This is a genomic window from Cryobacterium sp. M15, from assembly GCF_002929675.1.
GTDB classification, from domain to species: domain Bacteria; phylum Actinomycetota; class Actinomycetes; order Actinomycetales; family Microbacteriaceae; genus Cryobacterium; species Cryobacterium lyxosi.
Map to the genome: position 1 here is coordinate 69,746 of NZ_PJJW01000032.1, position 23,185 is coordinate 92,930.

The 23,185-nt window shown below is 64.6% G+C and carries 23 protein-coding genes; 18 read left to right on the forward strand and 5 right to left on the reverse strand.

All coding sequences use genetic code 11. The annotated features are described in order from the left end of the window. Positions 1-13: 13 nt before the first annotated feature. Positions 14-814, forward strand: coding sequence for a 1-acyl-sn-glycerol-3-phosphate acyltransferase (locus CXY83_RS04565; protein WP_104196207.1), 801 nt, complete (start codon positions 14-16; stop codon positions 812-814). Here CXY83_RS04565 and CXY83_RS04570 read toward each other — a convergent pair. After that, on the reverse strand, positions 811-1,362 hold the full coding sequence (locus CXY83_RS04570; protein ID WP_104128409.1) for a flavin reductase family protein: 552 nt from the start codon (positions 1,360-1,362) through the stop codon (positions 811-813). The two genes, CXY83_RS04565 and CXY83_RS04570, sit on opposite strands and share 4 nt — an antisense overlap. An 81-nt stretch (positions 1,363-1,443) precedes the next feature. On the opposite strand from CXY83_RS04570, the gene hisD reads away from it, so the two are divergent. From hisD to CXY83_RS04605, 7 genes are all read left to right on the forward strand, one after another. Continuing rightward, positions 1,444-2,757 carry a histidinol dehydrogenase gene (gene hisD, locus CXY83_RS04575; RefSeq protein ID WP_104196208.1) on the forward strand — a complete coding sequence of 438 codons (1,314 nt, stop codon included), beginning with the start codon at positions 1,444-1,446 and terminating at the stop codon, positions 2,755-2,757. 12 nt (positions 2,758-2,769) lie between these two features. Further along, the gene (gene nrdR, locus CXY83_RS04580) at positions 2,770-3,291 is read left to right on the forward strand and encodes a transcriptional regulator NrdR (protein WP_104196209.1); all 522 of its coding nucleotides are present in this window, start codon (positions 2,770-2,772) and stop codon (positions 3,289-3,291) included. A 6-nt stretch (positions 3,292-3,297) separates the two neighbouring features. Then, a complete protein-coding gene (locus CXY83_RS04585) occupies positions 3,298-4,338 on the forward strand; it encodes a quinone-dependent dihydroorotate dehydrogenase (protein WP_104196210.1) in 1,041 nt (346 codons plus the stop codon). A 225-nt stretch (positions 4,339-4,563) separates the two neighbouring features. Beyond that, on the forward strand, positions 4,564-5,649 hold the full coding sequence (locus CXY83_RS04590; protein WP_104196211.1) for an ABC transporter substrate-binding protein: 1,086 nt from the start codon (positions 4,564-4,566) through the stop codon (positions 5,647-5,649). Between the two features lie 117 nt (positions 5,650-5,766). Continuing rightward, positions 5,767-6,612 (forward strand): ABC transporter ATP-binding protein, encoded by an 846-nt coding sequence (locus CXY83_RS04595; protein ID WP_104196212.1) that lies wholly within the window; start codon positions 5,767-5,769, stop codon positions 6,610-6,612. Then, positions 6,609-7,421, forward strand: coding sequence for an ABC transporter permease (locus tag CXY83_RS04600; protein ID WP_233200585.1), 813 nt, complete (start codon positions 6,609-6,611; stop codon positions 7,419-7,421). The genes CXY83_RS04595 and CXY83_RS04600 overlap by 4 nt, the downstream gene beginning before the upstream one ends. Next, positions 7,418-8,212 carry an ABC transporter permease gene (locus CXY83_RS04605; protein ID WP_104196213.1) on the forward strand — a complete coding sequence of 265 codons (795 nt, stop codon included), beginning with the start codon at positions 7,418-7,420 and terminating at the stop codon, positions 8,210-8,212. The genes CXY83_RS04600 and CXY83_RS04605 overlap by 4 nt, the downstream gene beginning before the upstream one ends. Positions 8,213-8,266: 54 nt before the next feature. Here CXY83_RS04605 and CXY83_RS04610 read toward each other — a convergent pair whose 3' ends face one another. Beyond that, a complete protein-coding gene (locus tag CXY83_RS04610) occupies positions 8,267-9,289 on the reverse strand; it encodes an App1 family protein (RefSeq protein WP_104196280.1) in 1,023 nt (340 codons plus the stop codon). Between the two features lie 147 nt (positions 9,290-9,436). On the opposite strand from CXY83_RS04610, the gene CXY83_RS04615 reads away from it, so the two are divergent. The 5 genes from CXY83_RS04615 to CXY83_RS04635 all read left to right on the forward strand — a co-directional run bounded on the left by CXY83_RS04615 (position 9,437) and on the right by CXY83_RS04635 (position 13,564). After that, positions 9,437-10,114: a TetR/AcrR family transcriptional regulator gene (locus CXY83_RS04615; RefSeq protein ID WP_104196214.1), complete on the forward strand. Its 678-nt coding sequence runs from the start codon at positions 9,437-9,439 to the stop codon at positions 10,112-10,114. 174 nt (positions 10,115-10,288) lie between these two features. Further along, the gene (locus CXY83_RS04620; protein WP_104196215.1) at positions 10,289-11,221 is read left to right on the forward strand and encodes an ABC transporter ATP-binding protein; all 933 of its coding nucleotides are present in this window, start codon (positions 10,289-10,291) and stop codon (positions 11,219-11,221) included. Continuing rightward, positions 11,218-11,904 carry an ABC transporter permease gene (locus CXY83_RS04625; protein ID WP_104196216.1) on the forward strand — a complete coding sequence of 229 codons (687 nt, stop codon included), beginning with the start codon at positions 11,218-11,220 and terminating at the stop codon, positions 11,902-11,904. Before CXY83_RS04620 ends, CXY83_RS04625 begins: the two co-directional genes overlap by 4 nt. Further along, positions 11,901-12,608 carry an ABC transporter permease gene (locus tag CXY83_RS04630; protein ID WP_104196217.1) on the forward strand — a complete coding sequence of 236 codons (708 nt, stop codon included), beginning with the start codon at positions 11,901-11,903 and terminating at the stop codon, positions 12,606-12,608. Before CXY83_RS04625 ends, CXY83_RS04630 begins: the two co-directional genes overlap by 4 nt. Before the next feature lie 29 nt (positions 12,609-12,637). Beyond that, positions 12,638-13,564, forward strand: coding sequence for an ABC transporter substrate-binding protein (locus CXY83_RS04635; protein ID WP_104196281.1), 927 nt, complete (start codon positions 12,638-12,640; stop codon positions 13,562-13,564). A gap of 65 nt (positions 13,565-13,629) precedes the next feature. On the opposite strand, the gene CXY83_RS04640 is transcribed toward CXY83_RS04635, so the two are convergent. Further along, the gene (locus CXY83_RS04640) at positions 13,630-14,580 is read right to left on the reverse strand and encodes a M56 family metallopeptidase (protein ID WP_233200586.1); all 951 of its coding nucleotides are present in this window, start codon (positions 14,578-14,580) and stop codon (positions 13,630-13,632) included. 27 nt (positions 14,581-14,607) lie between these two features. Further along, positions 14,608-14,994, reverse strand: coding sequence for a BlaI/MecI/CopY family transcriptional regulator (locus CXY83_RS04645; protein ID WP_104196219.1), 387 nt, complete (start codon positions 14,992-14,994; stop codon positions 14,608-14,610). Between the two features lie 142 nt (positions 14,995-15,136). Between CXY83_RS04645 and CXY83_RS04650 the strand changes: the two genes are divergently transcribed. From CXY83_RS04650 to cydC, 4 genes are read left to right on the forward strand one after another with little or no spacing between them, the layout of a single operon-like run. Next, positions 15,137-16,549 carry a cytochrome ubiquinol oxidase subunit I gene (locus CXY83_RS04650; protein WP_104196220.1) on the forward strand — a complete coding sequence of 471 codons (1,413 nt, stop codon included), beginning with the start codon at positions 15,137-15,139 and terminating at the stop codon, positions 16,547-16,549. Between the two features lie 23 nt (positions 16,550-16,572). Then, entirely contained in the window at positions 16,573-17,577 is a 1,005-nt protein-coding gene (gene cydB, locus CXY83_RS04655; RefSeq protein WP_104196221.1) for a cytochrome d ubiquinol oxidase subunit II, read from the forward strand. A 4-nt stretch (positions 17,578-17,581) separates the two neighbouring features. Further along, complete coding sequence (gene cydD, locus CXY83_RS04660) at positions 17,582-19,237, forward strand: thiol reductant ABC exporter subunit CydD (protein ID WP_104196222.1); 1,656 nt, start codon at positions 17,582-17,584, stop codon at positions 19,235-19,237. Continuing rightward, positions 19,230-20,993, forward strand: coding sequence for a thiol reductant ABC exporter subunit CydC (gene cydC / locus CXY83_RS04665; protein WP_104196223.1), 1,764 nt, complete (start codon positions 19,230-19,232; stop codon positions 20,991-20,993). The genes cydD and cydC overlap by 8 nt, the downstream gene beginning before the upstream one ends. Here the strand turns inward: cydC and CXY83_RS04670 are convergent. Next, entirely contained in the window at positions 20,950-21,585 is a 636-nt protein-coding gene (locus CXY83_RS04670; protein WP_104196224.1) for a DedA family protein, read from the reverse strand. The genes cydC and CXY83_RS04670 overlap by 44 nt on opposite strands. A 78-nt stretch (positions 21,586-21,663) precedes the next feature. On the opposite strand from CXY83_RS04670, the gene CXY83_RS04675 reads away from it, so the two are divergent. Next, a complete protein-coding gene (locus CXY83_RS04675; protein WP_104196282.1) occupies positions 21,664-23,106 on the forward strand; it encodes an anthranilate synthase component I family protein in 1,443 nt (480 codons plus the stop codon). Positions 23,107-23,185: the final 79 nt, after the last annotated feature.

Below are 23,185 nucleotides of genomic sequence, written 5' to 3' on the forward strand. Positions count from 1 at the left end.
CTAGGCTGGATACATGCACAAGCGAGAGCTGATCTATTCGACCGCCATCGGCGCCGGACGCGCCCTGTTCGGCCTGCTCCGGGTGCGCCCGACTGTGACCGGCCTGGAACATCTGCCGGCCACCGGCGGCGCGGTACTCGCGATCACCCACTTCGGTTACCTCGACTTCGCCCTGGTCGAGTGGATCACCTGGCGACACAACCGTCGCCACATTCGTTTTATGGCCAAGAAGGGCGCCTTCGACCACCCCCTAATAGGTGCGCTGCTGCGGGGGATGAAGCACATCTCGGTCGACATGGACAGCGGCCGGGAGGCCTACGCGCAGGCCGTCGACGCTCTACACGACGGCGAACTGCTCGGTGTTTTTCCCGAGGGCGGCGTGAATGCCTCGTTCACGGTGCGAGAGCTCAAAACCGGCGCGGTGCGCATGGCGCAGGCCGCGAACGTGCCGATCATCCCGGTCGCCGTGTGGGGTGGGCATCGGTTGATGACCAAGAACCACCGGTCTACACTTCGGGAGCGGGTCGGCGTGCCGGTGGGCATCCGCTTCGGCCAGCCGATTCCACCGGATACGGCAGGCCCGGCCGACCGCGACGTCGCGGCGCACACGCTGCGGCTGCACGACACCCTGCAGTCTCTGGTCGACGCCGTGCAGGCGGAATACCCGGTGCCGGGCGCTGGAGCGTGGTGGCAGCCCGCACACCTGGGCGGGACCGCGCCGACACCGGCCGAAGCTGCGGTCGTCGAGGCTGAACGGCGCCGCCGTAAGGCCGCGGAGAAGTTGGCCGCCGCGCAGGCGAAGCCGAGGTTCTAGACGGCGGCACCCGGCACTCGGTAAGTACGCTCGTGGTATAGCAGGGCCTCAGCGTCGGGGCCCATGCCACCGCCCTCGATCTGCACGACGACGACGGCGTTGTTGTGCACCGACACCCGTTCGACGATGCGGCCGATCATCCAGCTGGTCACGCCCTCCAGCACCGGAAGTCCGTAGGGGCCGGGCTGCCAGTGCTCACCGACGAAGCGTTCGGCGTGCGGCCCGGCCAGTTTCTCGGCGACGCTGCGGTTATGCGCGCCGAGCATGTGGATGACCACGCGGTCGGCGGCGGCGATGGACGCCCACGAGCTGGCCGATCGGGCCATGTTGAACGTGGCAAGCGGCGGAACCGCGGAGAGCGACGCGAGGGAGGTAGCCGTGAAGCCGACCGGGCTGCCGTCTTGGGCCAGGGTCGTTATCGCGGCGACCCCGGCGGCGTGACGGCGAAACGCGTGCTTGAACGCGGCAAGGTCGTCGGGGGCATGGGGATCAGCGGTGAGCGGCGGGGCGACCGGCAGAGTCAGCGGGGGTTCAACATTACTTTTCATACGCAACCAACAATCTGTTTCACCCTCAGCCTATTCCCGTGCGCTGCTTGTTCCGGCTCGCGGCGGATAGGCTGGGACACGATGATCCAGACTATTGACCTTCGCGGGACCGAGCCGACCCCGGCCTCCCTCCTGGCTGCTGTACCGCGCGCCCTCACGAGCGTCGCCGTCGCCGCCGACATCGCCGCCGACCTCATCGCCGACGTGCGCGAGCGCGGCGAGGCGGCCCTGCTTGATCAGGCCGAACGCCTCGACCGGGTGCGCCCGGACCAGGTGCGGGTTCCCGCCAGCCACATCAATGACGCGATCGCCGGGCTCGACCCGGCCGTTCGCACGGCCATCACCGAGACAATCCGCCGCGTGCGCCTCGCCAGCGCCGCGCAGGTACCCCCACACGTGACGACGACGATCGAGGCCGGAGCCACCGTCACCCAGCGCTGGCAGCCGGTGAACCGGGTCGGTCTCTACGTGCCGGGCGGCAAGGCCGTCTACCCCTCGAGCGTCGTGATGAACGTCGTGCCCGCGCAGGTATCCGGCGTGAGGTCCATCGCTTTGGCCTCGCCGGCGCAGAGCCACTTCGACGGCCGGGTACACCCGACCATCCTCGCCGTCGCCGGACTGCTCGGTGTCGACGAGATCTACGCCATGGGCGGTGCCGGCGCCATCGGTGCCCTCGCCTACGGGGTGGCTGACATCGGCCTCGAGCCCGTGCAGATCGTCACCGGCCCCGGCAACGTCTACGTTGCCGCCGCCAAACGGCTCATTCGTGGGCAGGCCGGCATCGACTCCGAGGCCGGCCCCACCGACATCCTCGTGATAGCGGATGCCGCCGCCGACCCGCTGCTCGTCGCCGCCGACCTGGTCAGCCAGGCCGAACATGATGAACTTGCAGCGGCCGTGCTCGTGACCGATTCGGCCGAACTCGCCGACGCGGTGGCGGCGCGCCTCACCGAGCTGGCAGCATCCACAACCCACAGCGCACGGGTGAGCGCAGCGCTCGGCGGCCGCCAGTCGGCGATCGTGCTGGTGGACAACCTGCAGGTTGCCGCAGGGTTCAGCAACGCCTTCGGACCGGAGCACCTCGAGATTCAGACGAGCGACCCCGATGCGGTGCTGGCCGACATTGAGAATGCCGGCGCGATTTTTCTCGGCCCGTATTCACCGGTGAGCCTTGGAGACTACGTCGCGGGTTCCAACCACGTGTTACCTACCGGGGGACAAGCCCGGTTCTCGTCGGGACTCGGCGCGTACACCTTCTTACGGCCGCAGCAGGTCGTTCGGTACAACCGCGAGGCTCTCGAAGCCGTCGCCGATCACATTGCGGCATTGTCCGGCGCCGAAGCCCTGCCCGCACACGGCGACGCAGTGGCTGCCCGTTTTCCGGCCGACCGCTAAGCTGACAGCACCATGTTCTGCCCGTTCTGTCGCCACCCCGATTCCCGAGTCGTCGACTCGCGCACGAGCGACGACGGACTGTCGATTCGCCGCCGTCGGCAGTGCCCGGAATGCGGCCGCCGGTTCAGCACCACCGAAACGGCGAGCCTGAATATCATCAAGCGCAGCGGCGTGGTCGAACCGTTCAGCCGAGAGAAGATCGTCTCCGGCGTGCGCAAAGCGTGCCAGGGGCGACCCGTCACGGACTCCGACCTCGCCATGCTGGCTCAGAAGGTCGAGGAGACCATCCGCCAGACCGGCGTCTCCCAGGTCGACGCCAACGACATCGGCCTGGCCATTCTCCCGCCGCTGCGTGACCTCGACGAGGTCGCCTACCTGCGATTCGCGAGTGTCTACCAGGGGTTTGACTCCCTCGACGACTTTGAAGCCGCCATCGCCGCGCTGCGTACCGGGCACTCACAACGCTCGAAAAAGCCGAGCGCAGCGTCAACCGCTGGCACACCTGTGGTCGACGCTGCCGCGACCAAACGGTAGGGCCCGATGTATCCGCTGTTCTTCAAGCTCGTGCTCACCCGGATGGACCCCGAGCGCGCTCATCACCTCGCTTTCACCGTCATTCGGCTGCTGCCGGCGCTGGGCATCGGCCATCTCGTTCACCGCTTCACGCGCCCGCGCACCGACCTCAGCGTGAACACCCTCGGCCTGCACTTTGCGTCACCGTTCGGCGTCGCGGCAGGCTTCGACAAAGATGGCGAAGCCGTGCTGGGGCTCGGTCAGCTCGGCTTCGGCCACGTCGAGGTCGGAACTCTGACCGCCGTAGCCCAGCCCGGAAACCCGAAGCCGCGACTGTTTCGCCTCGTGGCCGACCGCGCGGTCATCAACCGCATGGGCTTCAATAACCACGGTGCCGCAGCAGCCGTCGCCCGGCTCACCCGGGTGCGTGCCGCGGCCGGCCGTCCGGTGCTCGGCATCAACATTGGCAAGAGCCGCGTCACCGCCGTTGAGAACGCCACGGCTGATTACCTCCAGAGCGCCCACACCCTCGCTGCCCTCGCCGACTACCTCGTGGTCAACGTGAGTTCACCCAACACCCCGGGCCTGCGCGGACTGCAGGAATTGGACCAGCTCACCCCGCTGCTGACCGCGGTCAAGAGGGCCGCCGGCGTCACCCCGTTGCTCGTCAAGATCGCACCCGACCTGTCGGACGCCGAGGTCGCGCGCATCGCTGCCCTCACCGTCGAACTCGGCCTCGACGGCATCATCGCCACGAATACCACGATCTCCCGCACGGGCTTGCGAACGGATGCCGCCACCATCGCCGCCGCCGGAGCCGGCGGCCTGTCCGGCGCCCCGCTGCACGCCCGGTCGCTCGCCATCCTGCGGCAGATTCGTGCCGTCGTGCCGCCCGGGTTCTGCGTCATCTCAGTCGGCGGGGTGGACACGGCCGCTCAGGTGGCGGAACGCCTCGCCGCCGGCGCGACCCTCGTGCAGGGCTATACGGCGTTCCTCTACCGCGGTCCCCTCTGGGCCCGCCAGATCAACCGCGGACTCGACCGCATCCTGGCGCCTGCCGCTTTGTAACCCTAGGGATCCGGCCGCCCGGGCATCGAGCCGGTCTAGCGGAGGATATCCTTCCTTTGTCGACATCTGTTTGAAACATAGTCGAACTGGGATCGTTACATGACACGCTTACACTGCCCCTTCCGGGGCATTTTCGTGGCTCGACAGCGCCCGAAAACAAGCCTCTCCAAAACCACAGCAGCTGTATCTCCACAGCGCCCTTGCTTCCTTGAAAGGAAACCCGCAATGACACCGTCCAGAGGCTCGTTCAATCATCGATCGGCAACCCGGGTGGTACGCGGCGTCGCGGTCGCCGCCGTCCTGGCGTTCTCCCTGGCCGCGTGCGCGGGCAGCGATGAAGAAGTGGCCGGGGCGGACGGCGCGGCGGCATCGTTCGGGGACGCGAGCATTCAGTTCAGCTGGATCAAAAACGCCGAATTCATGGGGGAGTACCTCGCCGACGCGAACGGATACTTCAGCGCAGCGGGCTTCGACTCTGTCGACTTGATCGAGGGGCCGGCTTCGATCGAAGCAGCCGTCATCTCGGGCAACGTCGACATGGGCATCGGCAACGCGATCTCGACCGGCACCATCATCGCCAATGAGGGTGCGCCGCTGAAGATCATTGGCGCCACCTACCAGAAGAACCCCTTCACTATTCTTTCCCTGGCCGATAAGGGCAACATCGCAAGCCTCGCCGATTTGACCGGCAAGACCATCGGCGTTCAGGCCAGCAACCTGAGCCTCTGGGAAGCCTTCCTCGAAATCAACGACATCGACGAGAACTCGTTGACCACCCTCCCCGTGCAGTACGACCCGACCCCGCTGTTCAACGGCGAGGTAGACGGCTGGTTCTCCTACCTCACCAACGAATCCATCGACGCCGAACTGCTCGGACTCGACCCGGTGAACCTGCCGTTGGCCGACTTCGGCCTTCCCTTCGTGGCGGAGACGCTCACGGTCACCGACGACGCGATCAAGAACGACCGGGAAAAGCTCAAGGCCCTGCTCGTAGCCGAGATTCGTGGCTGGACCGACGCGATCAACGACCCGGAGGCCGCCGCACAGCTCACCCTCGAGACCTACGGGCCGACCTTCGACCTCACGATCGAGAAGGAGACCCGGCAGGCCGAGATTCAGTCCGTTGAGCTCGTGGTGAGCGCCGACACCCTCGCCAACGGCCTGTTCACGATCAGCGACCAGTTGCAGCAGCAGAGCATCGACACCCTCGCGGCTACCGGCCTGACGATCACGGCCAGCCAGTTGTTCGATCTGACCCTGCTCGACGAGGTCTACGCCGAGAACCCCGACCTGGTGGCTTACAGCAAATAGCAGCGGGGGAGCAATGGGCATCCGTCGGAACGACACGGTGGATGCCCATGCAAAACGTAAACTAAAAACCCGACCCGAGGAATCACCCCGCTTTGCCATCGCCAAGGAGCGAATCACGTGAGTAGTACTGATGCCGGAGTTCGTAACTCGGTCACGAACACGACTGCCGGTAGCGAGGCTGCGGGCACCGGCCTGCACATCTCCGAGCTGCACAAGGTCTTCACTGTCGGGCGCACCGACGTCGTCGCCCTGGATGACGCCAACCTGCACACCGACAAGGGCAGCTTTCTCTCGCTGCTCGGACCGTCCGGATGTGGAAAATCAACCATCCTGCGCATTCTGGCCGGACTGGAACAGCCCACGAGCGGCACCACCCGGGTCGACGGCAAGAGCCCACAACAACTCCGGCAGGGGCACCAGCTCGGCATTGCCTTCCAGGATTCGGCCCTGCTGCCCTGGCGCAGCGTGCGCTCCAACATTCGCCTGCCGTTCGAGGTCGCTCGTCTCCCCGTCGACGACGCCTACATCGACGAACTGATCGCCCTCGTCGGCCTGCAGGGCTTCGAGAAAGCGAAGCCGGCGCAGCTCTCCGGCGGCATGAAGCAGCGCGTGTCGATCGCACGCTCGCTCGTGCTCAAGCCCTCGGTGCTGCTGCTCGACGAACCCTTCGGGGCCCTCGACGACATGACCAGGCAGCGGCTCAACCTGGAGCTGCTGCGCATCTGGACACAGAAGCCAGCCACGACGCTCATGGTCACCCACGGCATCGCGGAAGCCATCTTCCTCTCCGACCACGTCGCGGTCATGAGCGCCCGGCCCGGCCGGATCAAAGAAATCATCGACGTCGACCTCCCCAGGCCTCGGCTGCCTGAGATGATGCGTACGCCCGAGTTCCACGCCCTACACGACCGCGCCTCCGACCTGCTGTTTGGCGATGCGGTCGTGGCGGGCGACGACCGGTGATCCGCAGTTCGCTGCGCGCCCTGCCCGCCTGGGCGACCGGCCTGATCGGAGCCGCGCTCGTCATTGGCCTGTGGTGGATCGGAGCCGTCACCGTCTTCGCCGAGGTCGGGTCGATGCCCGGCGGCGCAGTACCCACCCCGCTCGATGTGTTCGTGCAGCTCATTAGCGACGGGCCGGCTTTCTACCTGCCCCACGTCAGCGTCACCGTTCTCGAAGCGCTCATCGGCTTCGCCTGGGGCACTGGGCTGGCACTGGCCCTCGCGGCGCTTGTGCTCCTGCTGCCGCGCATCGAGAAGATCGCGATGCAGGTCGCCGTGATCACCTATTGCATACCGATCGTAGCCATCGGCCCGATCGCGTACATCGTGATCGGGGCGCCGAGCGCGGGCGACCCGGCAGGAACGGCAGTGTTTCTCGCTGCCATGTCGGTGTTCTTCACCACGGTCATCGGGTCGCTCGTCGGCCTCAAGGCAGCGGATGCCGCCAGCCTCGACCTCATCACCGTCTATGGCGGCAGCAAGTTCACCCAGCTGCGTAAGGTGCGCCTGATCGCCGGACTGCCCAGTGTGCTGACCGCGCTGCAGGTCGCAGCACCGGCCGCCTTCATTGGGGCCATCCTGGGGGAATATCTTGGCGGGGTCAGTCGGGGGCTGGGCATCGCCATGCTCGTGGCCGGTTCAACGGCCAACGTCGACCGGGTCTGGAGCCTCGCGCTCGTCGCCGGGGTCGCCGCGGGGCTCGGCTACGCGATCTTCGCCGTCATCCTACGTTTAGCAACGCCGTGGACGAACGGACGGAGTAGCCGATGAGCTTTGCACGGATAGCACTGTCAACCGTGGCGCGCGGTCTGCTCACCGGGCTCATCACCCTGGTGCTGGTTCTGATCGCCTGGCAGGGACTGCTCCTGGTGCTGGACATTTCGCCGTTTTTGGCCAAGGGGCCCCTCGACGTCTGGACCTGGCTCGTGACCGTACCGGATGCCGCCGATAATCGAGCCCTCGTCCTCGGCAACCTCATGGTGACCCTCGGTGACGCCTTTCTCGGGTTCGTAGCCGGGCTCACCTGCGCACTGCTCCTTGCAGTGCTCTTCACGCTGTCGCGGGGGATCGAGCATGCCCTCATGCCCATTGCCCTGCTGCTCCGGTCGGTGCCCCTCGTGGCGCTCGTGCCGATCATCAGCCTCATCACCGGGCGCGGCCTCACGACCGCCGTGGTGATGGGGGCCATCGTCGTGCTGTTTCCGGCGCTGGTGAACATTGCGTTCGGCCTGCGTTCCACCTCGCCGCAGATCAGCGATGTCATCACCGTGTACGGCGGCAGCGCCTTCACGACCCTGCGCAAGGTGGCACTGCCGAGTTCGCTGCCGTCCTTCTTCGCCGCGGTGAAGATCTCGGTGCCCGGGGCGATCACCGGCGCGCTGCTGGCCGAATGGCTCACGACCGGTCAGGGACTGGGCAATTCGATTGTCGCCGCCGTTGCCAAGGTGCAGAACTCCGAGGTATGGGCGTCGGTCGTGGTGATCACCATTGTGTCCCTCGTTCTCTACGGCCTGGCCCAGGTCGTCGAGAACCTGGTACTGCGTCGTATGAGCATGGGGTAGAGCGCCGCATACTGACGCGCTGACGCACAGTACGGTCGAAGATCGTGAGCGTGGCTAGAGCAGCCCGTGTTCGGCGAGCTGATTGGCGAGGCTGGAGCCGTCCGGGCCGTAGACCCAGGGCGCCTCAGGGCCGCCCTCGATGAGCACGGCGTCACGCGAGCGACCGCCGGCGAGAACCGCTTCGCTCGGGGAGAGCTGACGAATGGCCACGGCCGCTACGCTGCCCGGATAGTCGCGTTGAAAATCGCTGTAGATGGCTTCGTCGTGCTGACCGTCGTCGCCGATCAAAATCCAGCGCATCTGCGGAAACTGCTCGGCGAGTCGGCGGAGGTTGTCGCGTTTGTGGGCGCTGCCACTGCGGAACCAGCGGTCGTGCGTTGGTCCCCAGTCGGTCAACAAGAGCGCCCCGGCGGGATACAGGTTACGGGAGAGAAAACGTGACAGGGTGGGGGCCACATTCCAGGCGCCGGTCGAGAGGTAGATGACCGGGGAGCCGGGGGTGAACGACGCCAGACGCTCCAGGAACACGGCCATGCCAGGGGTCGGCACCCGGGCGTGCTCGTCGAGCACAAACGTGTTCCAAGCGGCCAGCAGGGGGCGGGGGAGGGTGGTGACCATCACGGTGTCGTCGACGTCGGAGACGATGCCGCAGCCGACCGTGGGTGCCACGATGAAGATCGGGGCTTCCACCACGTTCGAGGACTCGGTGTGCAGCCGGGCAACGTGCCAGCCGGCGGGCAGTGATACCGGAACTACGGTATCGACAACCCCGCCGCGATCCGCCTGAACTAGGTGCGTCCGCCCGTCGATCTCAATCGTGACGGTGACATCGTTGACGGGCACACTCGTGAAGCTCCGCCAGCCTCGAATGCCGGCGTCACGGCCATCCGCTCGGGGGCGTCTTTGACGTTTCGTGGGCTTTTCCGGCTTGGCCAGGAGCACGCGGCACAGGATGCGTACCCAGGCGGTCGAGCCGTAACCGGTATACGGGATGACGGTGGGCTGGTAGCCGCGGCGGCGGGCGGAATGCTCGCGATGTTCGTGGAGCCAGTCTTCGATGCGGGCCGCACGGTGCATGATTCGCTCGGGACTCGGCGCACGCGGAGTGGCGTCTGGAAACTCTGGCACGCATTCATTCTGCCATGTTTGCTGTGCATCCCCGATCAGGCCTGTGGAAAAAGGGTTTTACCCCGTAGTATGGTGACTTATCTTCAAGGGGGATAAATGTCGCTTGGTGGCCTATTAGGTGAAGGGACCGGTGCAGCACTACAGCAGGTGCGCACCGAGCCGATTCAGCAGCGCAGTGCTGCACGTCTGTCCGGTTTGCTCGATGCAGCCGCCGCCGTTGTGGACGAGGTCGGTTTCGACCGCATCACGACCGCCATGGTCGCCGAACGCGCCGGTGCCTCCATCGGCACCGTTTACCGCTACTACCCCGACAGGGTCGCTGTTTTGCACGCCCTGCATGAGCGTGCCGTAGCGCGCTTTCGGCAGCGTGTCGTCGACGAACTCGGCGCCACCACCCTCACCTCCTGGTGGGACGCCGTCGACTGCGTCGTCACCGCCTTTGTCGGCCTGTACCGTACGGAGGCGGGCTTTCGTATTGTGAACTTCGACGACCGTGACGGCGCTCCGGGCGCCGACGCCGTTGCGGACGCCGACTTCTTCGCCCGCCGCCTCGCCGACGTTCTCGTGAACGAGTTCGATCTGCCCAGCGGCGACGATTTGATCTTTCGACTCGGAGTTGCCGTGGAGATGGCCGACGCGCTGCTCGCCCGCGCTTTCTATAGCAATCCGCTCGGTGACGAGCGCTTTATCACCGAGTGCCGCCTGGTAATGCGCGACTACCTCGACCGCTTCTACAGCCCGCAGGCGCTGGATCTTCTCGCCACTTTGTCGTAGTACCCGCCGACAGCCGGGCCCCACTGGGCCCGGCTTTTTTGCGCCCGAAAGTCGCACCTGTTCGCTCAGGGATAAAACTTTGTTAGCGATGGGTTTTGCCTGTCGCTCTAAATAGTGATTGGGTTAGCATCTGGTTTGTGTTGGCCCAGAAGATGCGAGGAGCGAGCCGTCAGGATGATTGAATTCCACTCGGTGACCAAACGGTTCCCTGACGGCACGCTCGCCGTTGAAGATTTCAGCCTCGTGCTGCCTTCCCGCAAGACCACCGTGTTCGTCGGGACGTCGGGGTCGGGGAAAACCACACTGCTGCGTATGATCAACCGGATGGTCGATCCGACCAGCGGCTCCATCGACATTGACGGAGCCGATATCGGTACCCTCGCGCCGGTCAAGCTGCGGCGCGGCATCGGTTACGTCATGCAGAACTCCGGTCTCCTTCCGCACCGCAGGGTCATCGATAACGTAGCCACCGTGCCAATGCTGCAGGGGACACCGAAGAAGAAGGCCCGCGAAGAGGCGCTCCAATTACTCGACACGGTGGGACTTGACCGTTCGCTTGCCAACCGGTATCCCAGCCAGCTCTCCGGCGGCCAGCAGCAGCGCGTCGGTGTGGCACGTGGGCTCGCCGTCAATCCCAATATTCTGCTCATGGACGAGCCGTTCGGCGCGGTAGACCCTATCGTGCGCGCCGAACTGCAGCAGGAGCTGCTTCGTTTGCAACGAGAACTGGGCAAGACCGTAGTCTTTGTCACTCACGACATCGATGAGGCCTTCCTGCTCGGCGATCAAGTGGTCATTCTGCGCACCGGCGGGCTGATCGCCCAGGTGGGGTCCCCGGCGGAGATCCTGGCCAATCCGGCAGACGATTTTGTGGCAGCCTTTGTCGGAGCAGACCGCGGCAAACGCGTGCTGCACCTCGAGTCCCACTCGGACGGCGACGTGCTTGTCGACGCCGATGGACGGCTCGCCGGCGTACTTGCGGGTGGAACGTCCCCGAGTGCCGCCGCTGGAGCAAAGACCGCGACCGAAGAAAAGGCCGCCCCCGAAGTAAAGGCCGGTCCGTTCGCGGGATCGGGTGCCCCGGCGCAGGGTGGGGATCCCCGGTGACCTGGATATGGTCAAACCTGGACATCATTTGGGATCGCACTCTCGATCACGTCGTGCTGAGCGTTCCGCCCATCATCCTCAGTTTTCTCCTAGCTGTTCCCCTCGGTTGGCTGGCATACCGCTTCCGCGTTGGCCGCGGCATCATTCTCTCGGGCGTAGGCCTGCTGTACGCCGTACCCTCGCTCCCACTCTTCATTGTGCTTCCTTTCATCGTGGGAACGACCGTTCGTTCGCCGCTCAATCTCATCATCGCCCTGACGCTCTACGGTGTGGCGCTCATGGTGCGAGTGGTGGCCGATGGTCTCGCCTCCGTCGACCGGAACGTTCGACAGTTCGCGATGGCGGTGGGCTTCTCCGAGTGGACCCAATTCTGGCGGGTGGAGTTTCCACTCGCGGGGCCGGTCCTGCTGGCCGGGTTGCGGGTCGTCGCAGTGAGCACGGTCAGTCTCGCCACGGTGGGCGCTGTCATTGGTGCCCAGAGCCTGGGCAGTCTGTTCACCGACGGTTTTCAGCGCGGCATCCAGGCGGAAATTATTGCCGGGATTATCGCCACGGTCGGACTCGCCCTGGCACTGGATGGGGCTCTTGTTCTTCTCGGTCGCCTTCTCATGCCGTGGACGAGATCTGCGCCATCGACGGCGGCGCGCGCGCCGATGCGCTCTGACAAGGAGGCGGTGGCATGAACTTCTTTGCAGATGCAGTCGCGTGGCTGTTTGATCCGACCAACTATGTGGGATCGAATGCCATTGGCAGCCGGGTATTGGAACACCTGGGCTTTACTTTGCTCACACTTGTCTTTGCGTCCGTCATCGCCATACCCCTGGGCTTCTTCATTGGACACACCGGACGCGGGCGTGGCTTGGCCGTCGGAACCGCAGGCGCTTTCCGTTCCATTCCGACCCTGGGGTTGCTCACGCTTGTCGCTCTGTCGGTGGGAATCGGTCTGACCGCACCCTACGCGGCCCTCACGGTGCTCGCGATCCCACCCATTCTCGCGGGCGCATACACCGGCTTCGAAGCGATTGATCGAGCGACCATCGATGCCGCCAGAGCCGTGGGGATGTCGGCGGGGCAGATTGTGCGCAAAGTGGAGCTTCCGCTCAGCCTTCCCCTCTTGATGGGTGGGTTGCGCTCGGCCACGCTGCAAATCGTGGCCACCGCCACACTCGCTGCCTACGTGGCCGACATCGGACTGGGTCGCTTCCTGTTCACGGGGTTGAAAAATCTCGATTATGCGCAGATGCTGGGCGGGTCCATTCTCGTTATTCTGCTCGCGCTGCTGCTTGAGGGCATCTTTACGGTGCTTCAGAAATTGGTTGTTCCCCGCGGAGTTGCGGCCGGACGCCCCACAGACATCTGGGCCGGTTTCACCAAGCTGGCCCGGTGATGGAATTCGCCATCATGAAAGGAAAACGCATGTTCACAGCAAAAAAAGGCCGACTCGCGCTCATCAGTGTGGTCGCGGTTGGGGCCGCAGTAGCCCTCGCAGGGTGCGCGTCCGGTGATCCCTTGGGCAGTGGAAGTGGTGCCACAAGCGCTGCCGACACGCTCGTTGTGGGTTCCCAGGACTACTACTCCAACGAGATCATCGCCGAGATCTACTCGCAGGCATTAGAGGCCAACGGTTTCACCGTCGACCGCACGTTCCGGATAGGCCAGCGTGAGGTGTACCTACCCGAGCTGGAAGCAGGCGGCGTCGATGTGTTCCCCGAATACACCGGTAGCCTGCTGCAGGCACTCGAACCGAACGCTGTCGGTGGCACGAGCGACGCGATCTACACCGAGCTCCAAGCGGCGCTTCCCTCCACCCTGCGCGTGCTGGACAAAGCGGCGGCTTCAGACCAGAATTCCTGGACCGTAACCCAAGCCTTCGCGGATAAATACAACCTAACGGACATTGCGTCACTGAAGAATGTCACCGAACCGCTCATGGTTGGTGGCACCTCTGTGCTGGAGACACGTCCGTATGGGCCGGCCGCCCTCAAGGCGAAGTACGGCATCGAAACCGCCGGTTTCACCCCGATTGAGGATGGTGGTGGCCCGCTGACCGTTAAGGCTCTTGTTGACAACGCTATTCAGTTGACCAACATTTATACGGCAAGCCCCAACATCAAGTCAGACAAGCTCGTGGCGCTGAGCGACCCAGATAATCTCTTCTTCGCGGACAACGTCGTGCCTTTGGTTTCCGAAAAGGTCACCGACAAGGCCGCGTCGGTACTGAACAAGATCAGTGCTGCCCTCAGCACTGAGGACCTGGTGAGCCTCAACTCCGAGAGCGTCAATGACCAGAAGTCCGCTGAGGCCATCGCGGCGGCCTGGCTCGAAAAAGCAAACCTCTTCTAGCAGTATCGTTTCCCCCAAAACCCTCACAACGACCCCGTCTTGGGCGGTGTGAGGGTTTTGTGCGTCTATGCCCGCAACAGCACGATGGCTGGAGCGAGGGCGAGCGCGATCGCGGTCACGAAGACGGCCATGGTGGCGAGGCGGGACAGGGGAAGAGCCTGGTTTATGAGCCGGTACACCCGCGGAGCGACGAGCGCGCGCTCCGGCGACGAGATCCACGGCTCGTCCGACTCGCCATCCGACGTCGTGGCGAGGACCTCCGGTTGTTGCCCCAGCCCCACGAGCGCGATAGCGGTAGCAAGTGTTCGGTCGTCCACGTCGCGGCGTGCGCGATCGTCCGCGATCATTTCAACCAAGAGCGCCACGGCATTTTCGGCGCGATTGGCGATGGGAAACCAGGGTAGGGCGCTGTGCCAACTCTTGAAGGCCAGTAACACCAGGTGATGCTGCTGAACCAGATGGGCTCGTTCGTGGGCGATCACCGCACGCACCTGGTCGGCGTCGAGCAAGCGGAGCAATCCTTTAGATAGCACCGTCGCGGAATGACCAGCACCGGGAAGGCAATAGGCGACCGGGGCAGGATGGTCGATGACGCGCATTCCCGGTTGGCCGTTCAGAGGATCGCTGAGCAGAGCGATGAGAGTGTAGTGGCGGCGTCGCTGTCGCTCGGCGCGCACGAACGTGGCGAACAGATTCAACAGCAGGTGAGTGCTGAGCAAAATAGCTGCCCCGAGCGCGAGCACGTGGGTGAAACGCGTATCGGCCGGAAGAGTGCCGGACCGTAGGCTGTAGCCGAGGGCGATGACGCTCTGTGGCAGAGCGTTACCGAACGGAACAAGACCGTAGAGCAGCAGTGAGCCGATCATCGACATGCCACCGGACAGGGCGATGGCCTGCCAGAGCACGAGGGCGACGCCCGGGGAGCGCGCGGGCCAATCCGAGCGGGCCAGCACCAACGGAAAAGGCCAAGCGAGAGTCACGGCAATGACGCCAAGCAGGGCGGCGCTAATGATCACGGGTATCGCAGTTAAGGTCTGGCGGAGTTAGACGTTGTCGGTCGTCGCAACGCCGAGGAGCTGGCGCAGTGTGTCTGCCTCCTGAGGGGTGACGCCTCCAATGAACCGCACGAGGGCCGCTTGGCGGTCAGGCACCTGCCCGAGCACCTCATGCATGAGCCCGGCCGTGTGGGTCGCACGGGTCATAACAGCGGTGTAAGCGTGTGGGCGCACGCTGCGGTCGCGGGTGACGAACCCCTTTGTCTCAAGTCGAGACAACACCGTCAGAACGGTTGTGGTCGCCAGTGGCTTCGTGGGCCCGGTCGCAAGACCCGGGCTCATCAAAGAGTCCTTGAGATCGTTGGCGGTCAACGGTGTGGGGGAGTCCCACAGGACATCCATCAGAAGCCGCTCAAGCACGCCCAAATTTGCCATACATGGCATCTTACGCTGTCGAACTGTAATTTCTACGTGTCGTAGAAAATCACTGTCGTACTCAGGTTTCTACACAGCGTAGAAGGGTAATCTTCTACACAGCGTAGAAAAGTGCGCGGGTAACAATAATGCTGGAGGGCATATGAACGAGTGGTTGGACCCTTTACTCCTCTCACGGTGGCAGTTCGGTCTCACGACCATGTATCACTTCATTTTCGTACCACTCACGATCGGTATGGCGCTCACGGTCGCGATCTTCCAGTCCGCGTGGGTGCGCACGGATAAAGCTAAGTACCTGCAGCTCACGCACTTCTTCGGCAAGATCTTTCTGATCAACGTCGCCATGGGCGTGGTGACCGGAATCGTTCAGGAATTCCAGTTCGGTATGAACTGGTCGGACTACTCGCGTTTCGTCGGTGACGTCTTCGGTGCTCCGCTCGCCTTCGAGGGCATCGTCGCGTTCTTTCTCGAGGCGACGTTCATCGGATTGTGGATCTTCGGCTGGGACAAACTGCCCAAAAAGATTCACCTGGGCACGATCTGGATGACCGTGGTCGGCTCGATCGCCTCGGCCTATTTCATTCTTGCCGCGAACGCGTTCATGCAAAACCCGATCGCGTACACGATCAACGAGGAGAAGGGGCGCGCCGAACTCACGAGCATCTGGGAACTGCTCACGAACCCCATTGCCATCGCCGCGTTCCCGCACACGATTTTCGCCTGCTTCATGGTGTCTGCCGGACTCATCATCTCGGTAGCCGCCTGGCACCTCTATCGCAACCAGCACCTCGACACGATGCGTCCAGCACTCAAGTTCGGTCTCTGGATGATGGTCATCGCCGGAGTGCTCACCACGCTCGCCGGTGACCAGCTCGGTCTGGCCATGGTCGAGGCCCAGCCGATGAAGATGGCGGCGGCCGAGGCACTTTATCACACCGCGACCGGTGCCAACGCAAGCTTCTCAGTGTTCACGCTGGGCACTCCGGACGGCGTACAAGAGCTCTTCTCCGTGCGTATTCCGTACCTGCTCTCCTTCCTGTCGACGCATACTTTTGACGGCACAGTCGAGGGCATCAACAACTTGCAGGCCCAGTACGTCACCCTCTACGGTCCTGGCGACTACACCCCGATGATCTGGATCACTTATTGGGCATTCCGCTGGATGATCGGACTCGGCCTGGCGCACATGCTCGTCGCCGTCGTCGGCCTGTGGCTGACCCGTGGGGGGCGCAGCCCGAAGCGCACCTGGGTGTGGAAGGTCGCTATCTTGAGCTTTCCAATGTCGCTGCTGGCGATGAGCGTCGGTTGGGTCTTCACGGAGATGGGTCGTCAGCCCTGGCTCGTGTTCGGACTCATGCGCACCGCGGACGGTATCTCGCCCGGCGTGACCGGTGTGGAGATTTTGATCTCGTTGATCATCTTCACCCTGCTCTACGGAATCCTCGCCGTGGTCGAGTTCAAGCTCATCCTGAAGGCCGTCCAGAAGGGCCCGGACGATGCGCCGGTTCAAGACGCCGAATCCGGCGCGCACCAGCACGCTGTCACGGTCTACTAGAACGGGGTTACGGAAAATACACAATGGATCTTACAATTCTTTGGTTTTGGATCATCGCTTTCATGTTCATCGGGTACTTCGTACTCGATGGCTTTGACTTCGGGGTCGGTATGTCCCTGCCCTTTCTCGGTAAAGACGACACCGATCGCCGCGTTCTCATCAACACCATCGGTCCAGTCTGGGACCTCAACGAAACCTGGGTCATTGTGGCCGGGGCGTCGCTCTTCGCGGCGTTCCCGGAGTGGTACGCAACAATGTTCAGCGGCTTCTACCTGCCCCTGCTGCTCATTCTGGTGGCCCTGATCCTGCGTGGTGTGTCATTCGAATATCGGCACCAGCGCCCGGAATCATCGTGGAAGAAATGGTTCGACGGCCTGATCATCGTCGGTTCGGCCGTTCCGGCGTTTCTCTGGGGTGTGGCGTTTGCCAACATCGTGCGCGGCGTGAAGCTCAATGCCAACCACGACTACATCGGTACCCTCTTCGACCTGCTCAACCCATATGCCCTGCTCGGCGGCATCACGACGCTGCTCTTGTTCTTCGTGCACGGGGTGGTGTTCGTGTCGCTCAAAACCGAGGGAGACATTCGACTGCGGGCCCGCAAGCTGGCGACGAAAGCTGGAATCGTGACGATCCTCGCCGCGGCCACTTTCCTAGCCTGGACGACGCTCGCCTACGGCACCGTGGCATCCGCTCTGCTGGCCGCCCCGGCCGCTGCCCTGCTGATCGCATCGTTCCTGGCCAACCTGCGCGGCGCCGAACGGCTCGCGTTCGCCCTGATGGCCGGCACGATCGGTCTTCTCGTGCTGACCCTGTTCTCGTCGTTGTTTCCCGAGGTCATGCCGGCCAGCAACAACCCGGCCAATAGCCTGACGATCGCAAACGCCTCCTCGTCGACGTACACGCTCGGTGTGATCAGCTGGACCGCCCTGATTGGTATGCCCGTCATTCTGCTCTATCAGGGCTGGACCTACTGGGTGTTCCGTAAGCGCATCGGCCGGGCGCACATCGACCTCGCCGTACACTAAAACAGTGCGTCCCCTGGATCCTCGTCTTCTTCGCTACGCCCACGCCGCGCGTCGGTTTCTTCTGGTCGGCGCGCTGCTGGGCCTGGCGCAAACGCTCGTCGTCATCGCGTTCGCGTGGCTGCTGACCCGAGCGATCACGTTCACCGTCGCGGGGGAGCCCCTTCGTACTATCGCGCCGACCCTCGCCGCCCTCGCCGGAGTCGTCGTGCTGCGCTCGGCGCTCATCTGGCTGCTCGAAGTTGCGGCCAACCGTGGCGCCGCTATGGTCAAGAGCCAGCTGCGCGCCAAAGTCATTGCCCAGCTCGCCGAGCGCGGCCCCGACTGGGTCGCATCCCGGCAGAGCGCACGACTCTCGACGGTCGTGACGACCGGACTGGACGCGCTCGACAACTATTTCGCCCGGTACCTGCCCCAATTGTTGCTCACCATGATCGCCACCCCCATCCTGATCATTGTCATCCTCTCGCAAGACCTCATCAGCGGGCTCATCGTCATTGTCGTGATTCCGCTGATTCCTATTTTCATGATTCTCATCGGCCGGGTCACCCAGTCGGTGCAGCAGGAGCAGTGGCAGGCCCTGCAGCGGTTGTCGACCGGGTTTCTCGACGTGGTCGGGGGCCTGGGAACCCTGAAGATTTACGGCCGCGAACGACGCCAGTTCGATCGAATCAGGTCGATCACCGAGGAATACCGCACCCGCACCATGAAGGTGCTGCGCGTCTCGTTCCTCAGCGGTTTCGTACTCGAACTCGCCGCTAGCCTCTCAGTCGCGATCATCGCCGTGTCGATCGGCCTACGGCTCATCGACGGTGCCCTGCTGCTCGGCGTCGGCCTGTTCGTTCTGCTGCTCGCCCCAGAGGTTTTTCTGCCGGTGCGCCAGGTCGGAGCGCAATTCCATGCCGCATCCGACGGGCTCGCCGCCGCCGAAGAATTGTTCGCCATTCTCGACGACGAGACGACGCCGGAAATCTCGCAAGCGGATGCCGTCGCCCACACGGTGCAACTCGGTTCGGGCACCCTGGTGCTCAACGGAGTCTCCGTTCGGCGTGGCGACACCCTCGTGATCGACCACCTGCACGCGGAATTTGCCCCCGGACAACTCAGCGTGCTGCGCGGAGTGAGCGGAGTCGGCAAGTCGACCCTCGTCGCAGCCCTGCTCGGTTTTGTCCCTTTTACCGGTAACCTCACCCTCGATGGTGTGACAGTTTCGGCCGGCTCGACGCGCGGCTGGCTGGCCTGGGCCGGCCAACGCCCGGGCCTGTTCCGTGGGACAGTGGCCGACAATGTGGCGCTCGGCGCAGCATCCGTTGAATCCACCGGCCCCGACCAGAGCCTGGTCGTGCAGTCACTATGCTGGGCCGGCGCCGCGGAGGTGTCACCGGCTACGGTCCTCGGGGTCAACGGTGAGGGTCTCTCGGGCGGTCAGGCCCAACGTGTCGCCGCAGCGCGAGCCATCTACCGGGCCCTCGCGACCGATTGCCACGTGCTGATCCTGGACGAACCGAGTTCGGCGCTCGACTCCGACGCCGAGGCCGGTCTGCTCGTCGGGCTCAGACACCTGGCCGATCAGGGGCGCGTGGTGATCGTCGTCAGCCACCGCGCGGCTGTTGCTGCCGCCGCCGACAACGTGATCGAACTGCAGGAGCTGACTCATGTCTGAGGCCACGCTCCACCCGCATACCCGCGACGTGTTGCGCCTCGCCCAGCCTCGCCCACGCTGGTTCGTTCCCGGTCTGCTGGCCGGCATCGGCAGCGCCGTCATGGCGGTGGCGCTTTTGGCCTGCTCGGCCTGGCTGATCACCGTCGCGGCCGAAATGCCGTCCCTCGCGGTTCTGGGTTTGGCCGTCGTCGGGGTTCGCACCTTCGCCATTTTTCGCTCCGTGTTTCGCTATCTGGAACGGGTGTCCAGCCACGATGCCGCCTTCCGGCAGCTCGCCGAGCTGCGCCTCGGCATGTTTCGACGCATCGTGCCCATCGCCCCGGCCGGGCTCGCCAGCTCCGGGCGTGGTGATCTGCTCACCCGCCTCGTGCGGGATGTCGACGATCTTCAGGACCTGCCGTTACGGGTCGTGCAACCGCTACTGGTGGCGGGAATAACCGCCCTGCTCAGTGTGGTCGGTATCTGGCTGATCGTTCCGGCTGCCGGACTCACGCTGCTGGTCTGCCTGCTGCTGGCCGGAATACTCGGAACCCTCTTCTCCGGCACACTTTCCGCACGTGCCGATCGTGAACTCGCGCCCCTGCGCGGGGCCCTCGCCGACGAGGTGCTTGAGATCGTCGAAAACCTCGACGTCCTCACCGCCTTCGACGCTCTCAACCCGCGCCTCGCACAGCTTGAGCGTACCGACGCGCGCCTCCGACAGGCCACCCTGCGCCGATCGGTCGGGATCGGCGTTCAGTCGGCGGTTGTAGCGCTGTTTGCCGGTGCGGCAACGCTCGGGGCGCTCTACTTTGGTGTCCCCGCCCTCGACAGCGGTGGTGGCCTGCTCAGCCCCGTGCTGCTCGGCCCGACCGTCATCGTGGCCGTGCTTGTACCGATGGCCGTGTTCGAGGTATTCGGCATGATTCCCCTCGCAGGCTCGGCCTGGCGGCAGGTGCGGGTGAGTGCCACCCGGGTCGCTGACATCGTTCCGGCGGCGGTACCGGGGGAGATTCCCGTCGAGGTGGTCGACCCGTTGACGCTTTTTGCCCCCGATCGGGCCAGGGGCCCGGTCGTTCTGGAACTGACCGACCTCGGTGCGCGCTGGCCAGGGCAGCACGAACCCGGCGTGGCCGGCATCACCCTACGGTTGGCGCCGGGCGATCGCGTGCACCTGGCCGGGCCGAGCGGCGCCGGCAAGACCACCCTCGCCCAAACCCTCGTGCGCTTTCTCGACTACACCGGTTCGTATCGATTGAACGGGGTTGAGGCGCGGCTGCTCGCCCAGTCCGAGGTGAGACGCGTGGTCGGACTGTGCGAGCAGCGCCCGTGGTTATTTGACGACAGCATCCGCCAGAATTTGCTGTTCGCCCGGGATACCGCCACCGATGCCGAGCTCGAGGCCGTGCTGGCGCGCGTCGGACTAGCCGAGTGGTCCCGCGCACGCGGCGGCCTTGACGCCCGGGTGGGCGAGCGCGGTGCGCTGGTCTCCGGCGGTCAGGCGCAGCGCATCGCCCTGGCGCGGGCCCTGCTCGCCGATTTTCCGGTGCTGATCGTCGACGAGCCCACCGCCAATGTCGACAGTGCGGGGGCGGATGCCCTCGTGCGCGACATCCTGACGGCCGCGGCTGATGCGCACCGCGCAGTGCTGCTCATCTCGCATACCCCGGTGCCCGACGAGCTCGTGACCGCGAGGGTAACGCTGCCGGCCCGTGCCGGAGGGCAGACCGTAATCAGTCCATGTGGCGCAGTTCGCGGCGGTGCAGCCACTTCTTGATGAGGAAGACCGCGAGCGTGAACAGGGCGATCACGCCGACGAAGAGGTAGCCGGCGAAGTGCAGGCGCCCACTCAGCTCGCGGTAGCCGTCCGCCGCAGCCGATCCGACGCTCACGTAGGCGAGGGACCAGATGATGCAGGCGGGTACGGTCCAGGCCATGAAGGTGCCGTACCGCATACGGCTCATTCCTACGGTGAGCGGGATCAGCGAGTGCAATACCGGCAGAAAGCGGGAAATGAAAACGGCCAACCCTCCGCGCCGGTCGAGGTAGGTCTCAGCGCGAGCCCAGTTGTGCTCGCCGATGCGCCGGCCCAGCCTGCTGCTCCTGATGAATGGGCCGAAGTGGTGCCCGAGGGCAAAACCGATGCTCTCTCCGGCCAGGGCTCCCACGATCACGGCCAGAACCAGGGTGACGAATTCCACCGGGCTGGCTACCGCAGTGCTGGCAACGATCACAATAGTGTCGCCGGGTGCGACCAGCCCCACCAGCACCGAGGTCTCCAACAGCATGCCTACACCGGCCAGAAGCGTTCGAATGACCGGGTCGACGCCGGAGACGGTGTCGAGAATCCACGTGAGGATGTCATTCATTGTGCCCAGCCTACGTGCCGCGCGCGATTCAACAAGGTCGTCCCGGCCCACACCGCGTCGAAAAGCTAGGCTGTTGTGGTGACCGGCACCGTGCAGAGCAAGCTCCTGGCCGGTTGGTTCGACCCTGCCGCGGTTTTTACGGCGCTTTATGCCTCCGACCGGTATTCTTTCTGGCTCGATGCCGGACCGGGCGCGCGCACCGGCGTCAGCTACCTCGGGGCCGCGTCGCCCCGGTCCCGTTTCGTCACGGCCTCGGTGATAGAGGGAACGGTCACCAGCACATACGTTCATCCGCAGGATTCCCGGCCTCCGGTGAGCACACACGAGACCGTCTTCGAGTTTCTGCGTCGCGACCTCACCGGCGATACCCCCCCTGCAGGCACTGCCTCGCGTCAGGATGGGTTTGAGCTTGGTTGGGTCGGCTGGCTCGGCTACGAACTGGGCGCGAACACCGTTGGGACGCCCACGCACGAGTCGCGGTACCCCGATGCCGCACTGCTCGAAATAGACCGCATGATCCGGTTCGACCACGATGATCGTACGGTGACGCTCGTGGCACGAGCGAGTGCCGGCGAGACAGGAGCGTCCGTCGCCGACTGGTTCGACCAGGTCATCGCGGCGCTACCGGCGACCCAGACGGTGAACCGTGTCACACCCGCGCCGACCCGCGCTCCCTCGCCGCGGGCATCCGCTGCCCCAAAGTGGCGTCACAGCCCCACCGACTATGACGCCCTGATCGAGACCTGCCTGGCTTTCATCGGCAACGGCGACGCGTACCAACTGTGCCTGACCAATGAGATTCGGGTGCCGGGCGAGTGGCACCCGGTCGAAACCTACGGCCGGCTGCGAGCTGGCAGCCCCAGCCACCACGGCGGTTTGCTGCGCTTTGGTGACGTGGCGCTGCTGAGCGCGAGCCCAGAGCAGTTTCTGCACGTGAGCCGGGATCGACGCATCCGGACCAAACCGATCAAGGGCACCCGGCCACGCTCGACCGAGGCGGCCGAAGATGAACGGCTGAAAGTGGAACTTGCCCGCAGCGACAAAGAACGCGCCGAAAACCTGATGATCGTCGATCTCATGCGCAACGACCTCGGACGAATCGCCGAGCTCGGCACCGTAGCAGTCTCCAGCCTGCTGGCGGTGGAGAGCTACCCGCACGTGCACCAGCTGGTCAGCACCATTGAGGCGCTTCTGTCACCGGGTATTACGGTGGTCGACGCCATCGAGTCGTGTTTTCCGGCCGGTTCCATGACGGGTGCCCCGAAGCAGAGCGCGATGACCATTCTCGACGCGCTCGAGCGGGGGCCACGGGGTGTCTATTCCGGGGCATTCGGCTATATCGGGCACGGCGGCGTGGCCGACCTGGCCATCGTCATCCGCAGCATCGTGCTCGATTTCGAGGGAGCCAGTATCGGAACGGGTGGTGGAATCACCGCCCTCTCGATCGCCGCCGAAGAGATCGAAGAGACCCGGATCAAGGCGGCCGCACTGCTGGCGAGCCTCGGCATCGCCGCGCCCTAGTAATCTAGACCCTGCACACGTGCGCTTCATCGCGCGTGCGCCCGAGCGAATGCTCCCGCATCGATCATGTACAACCCCT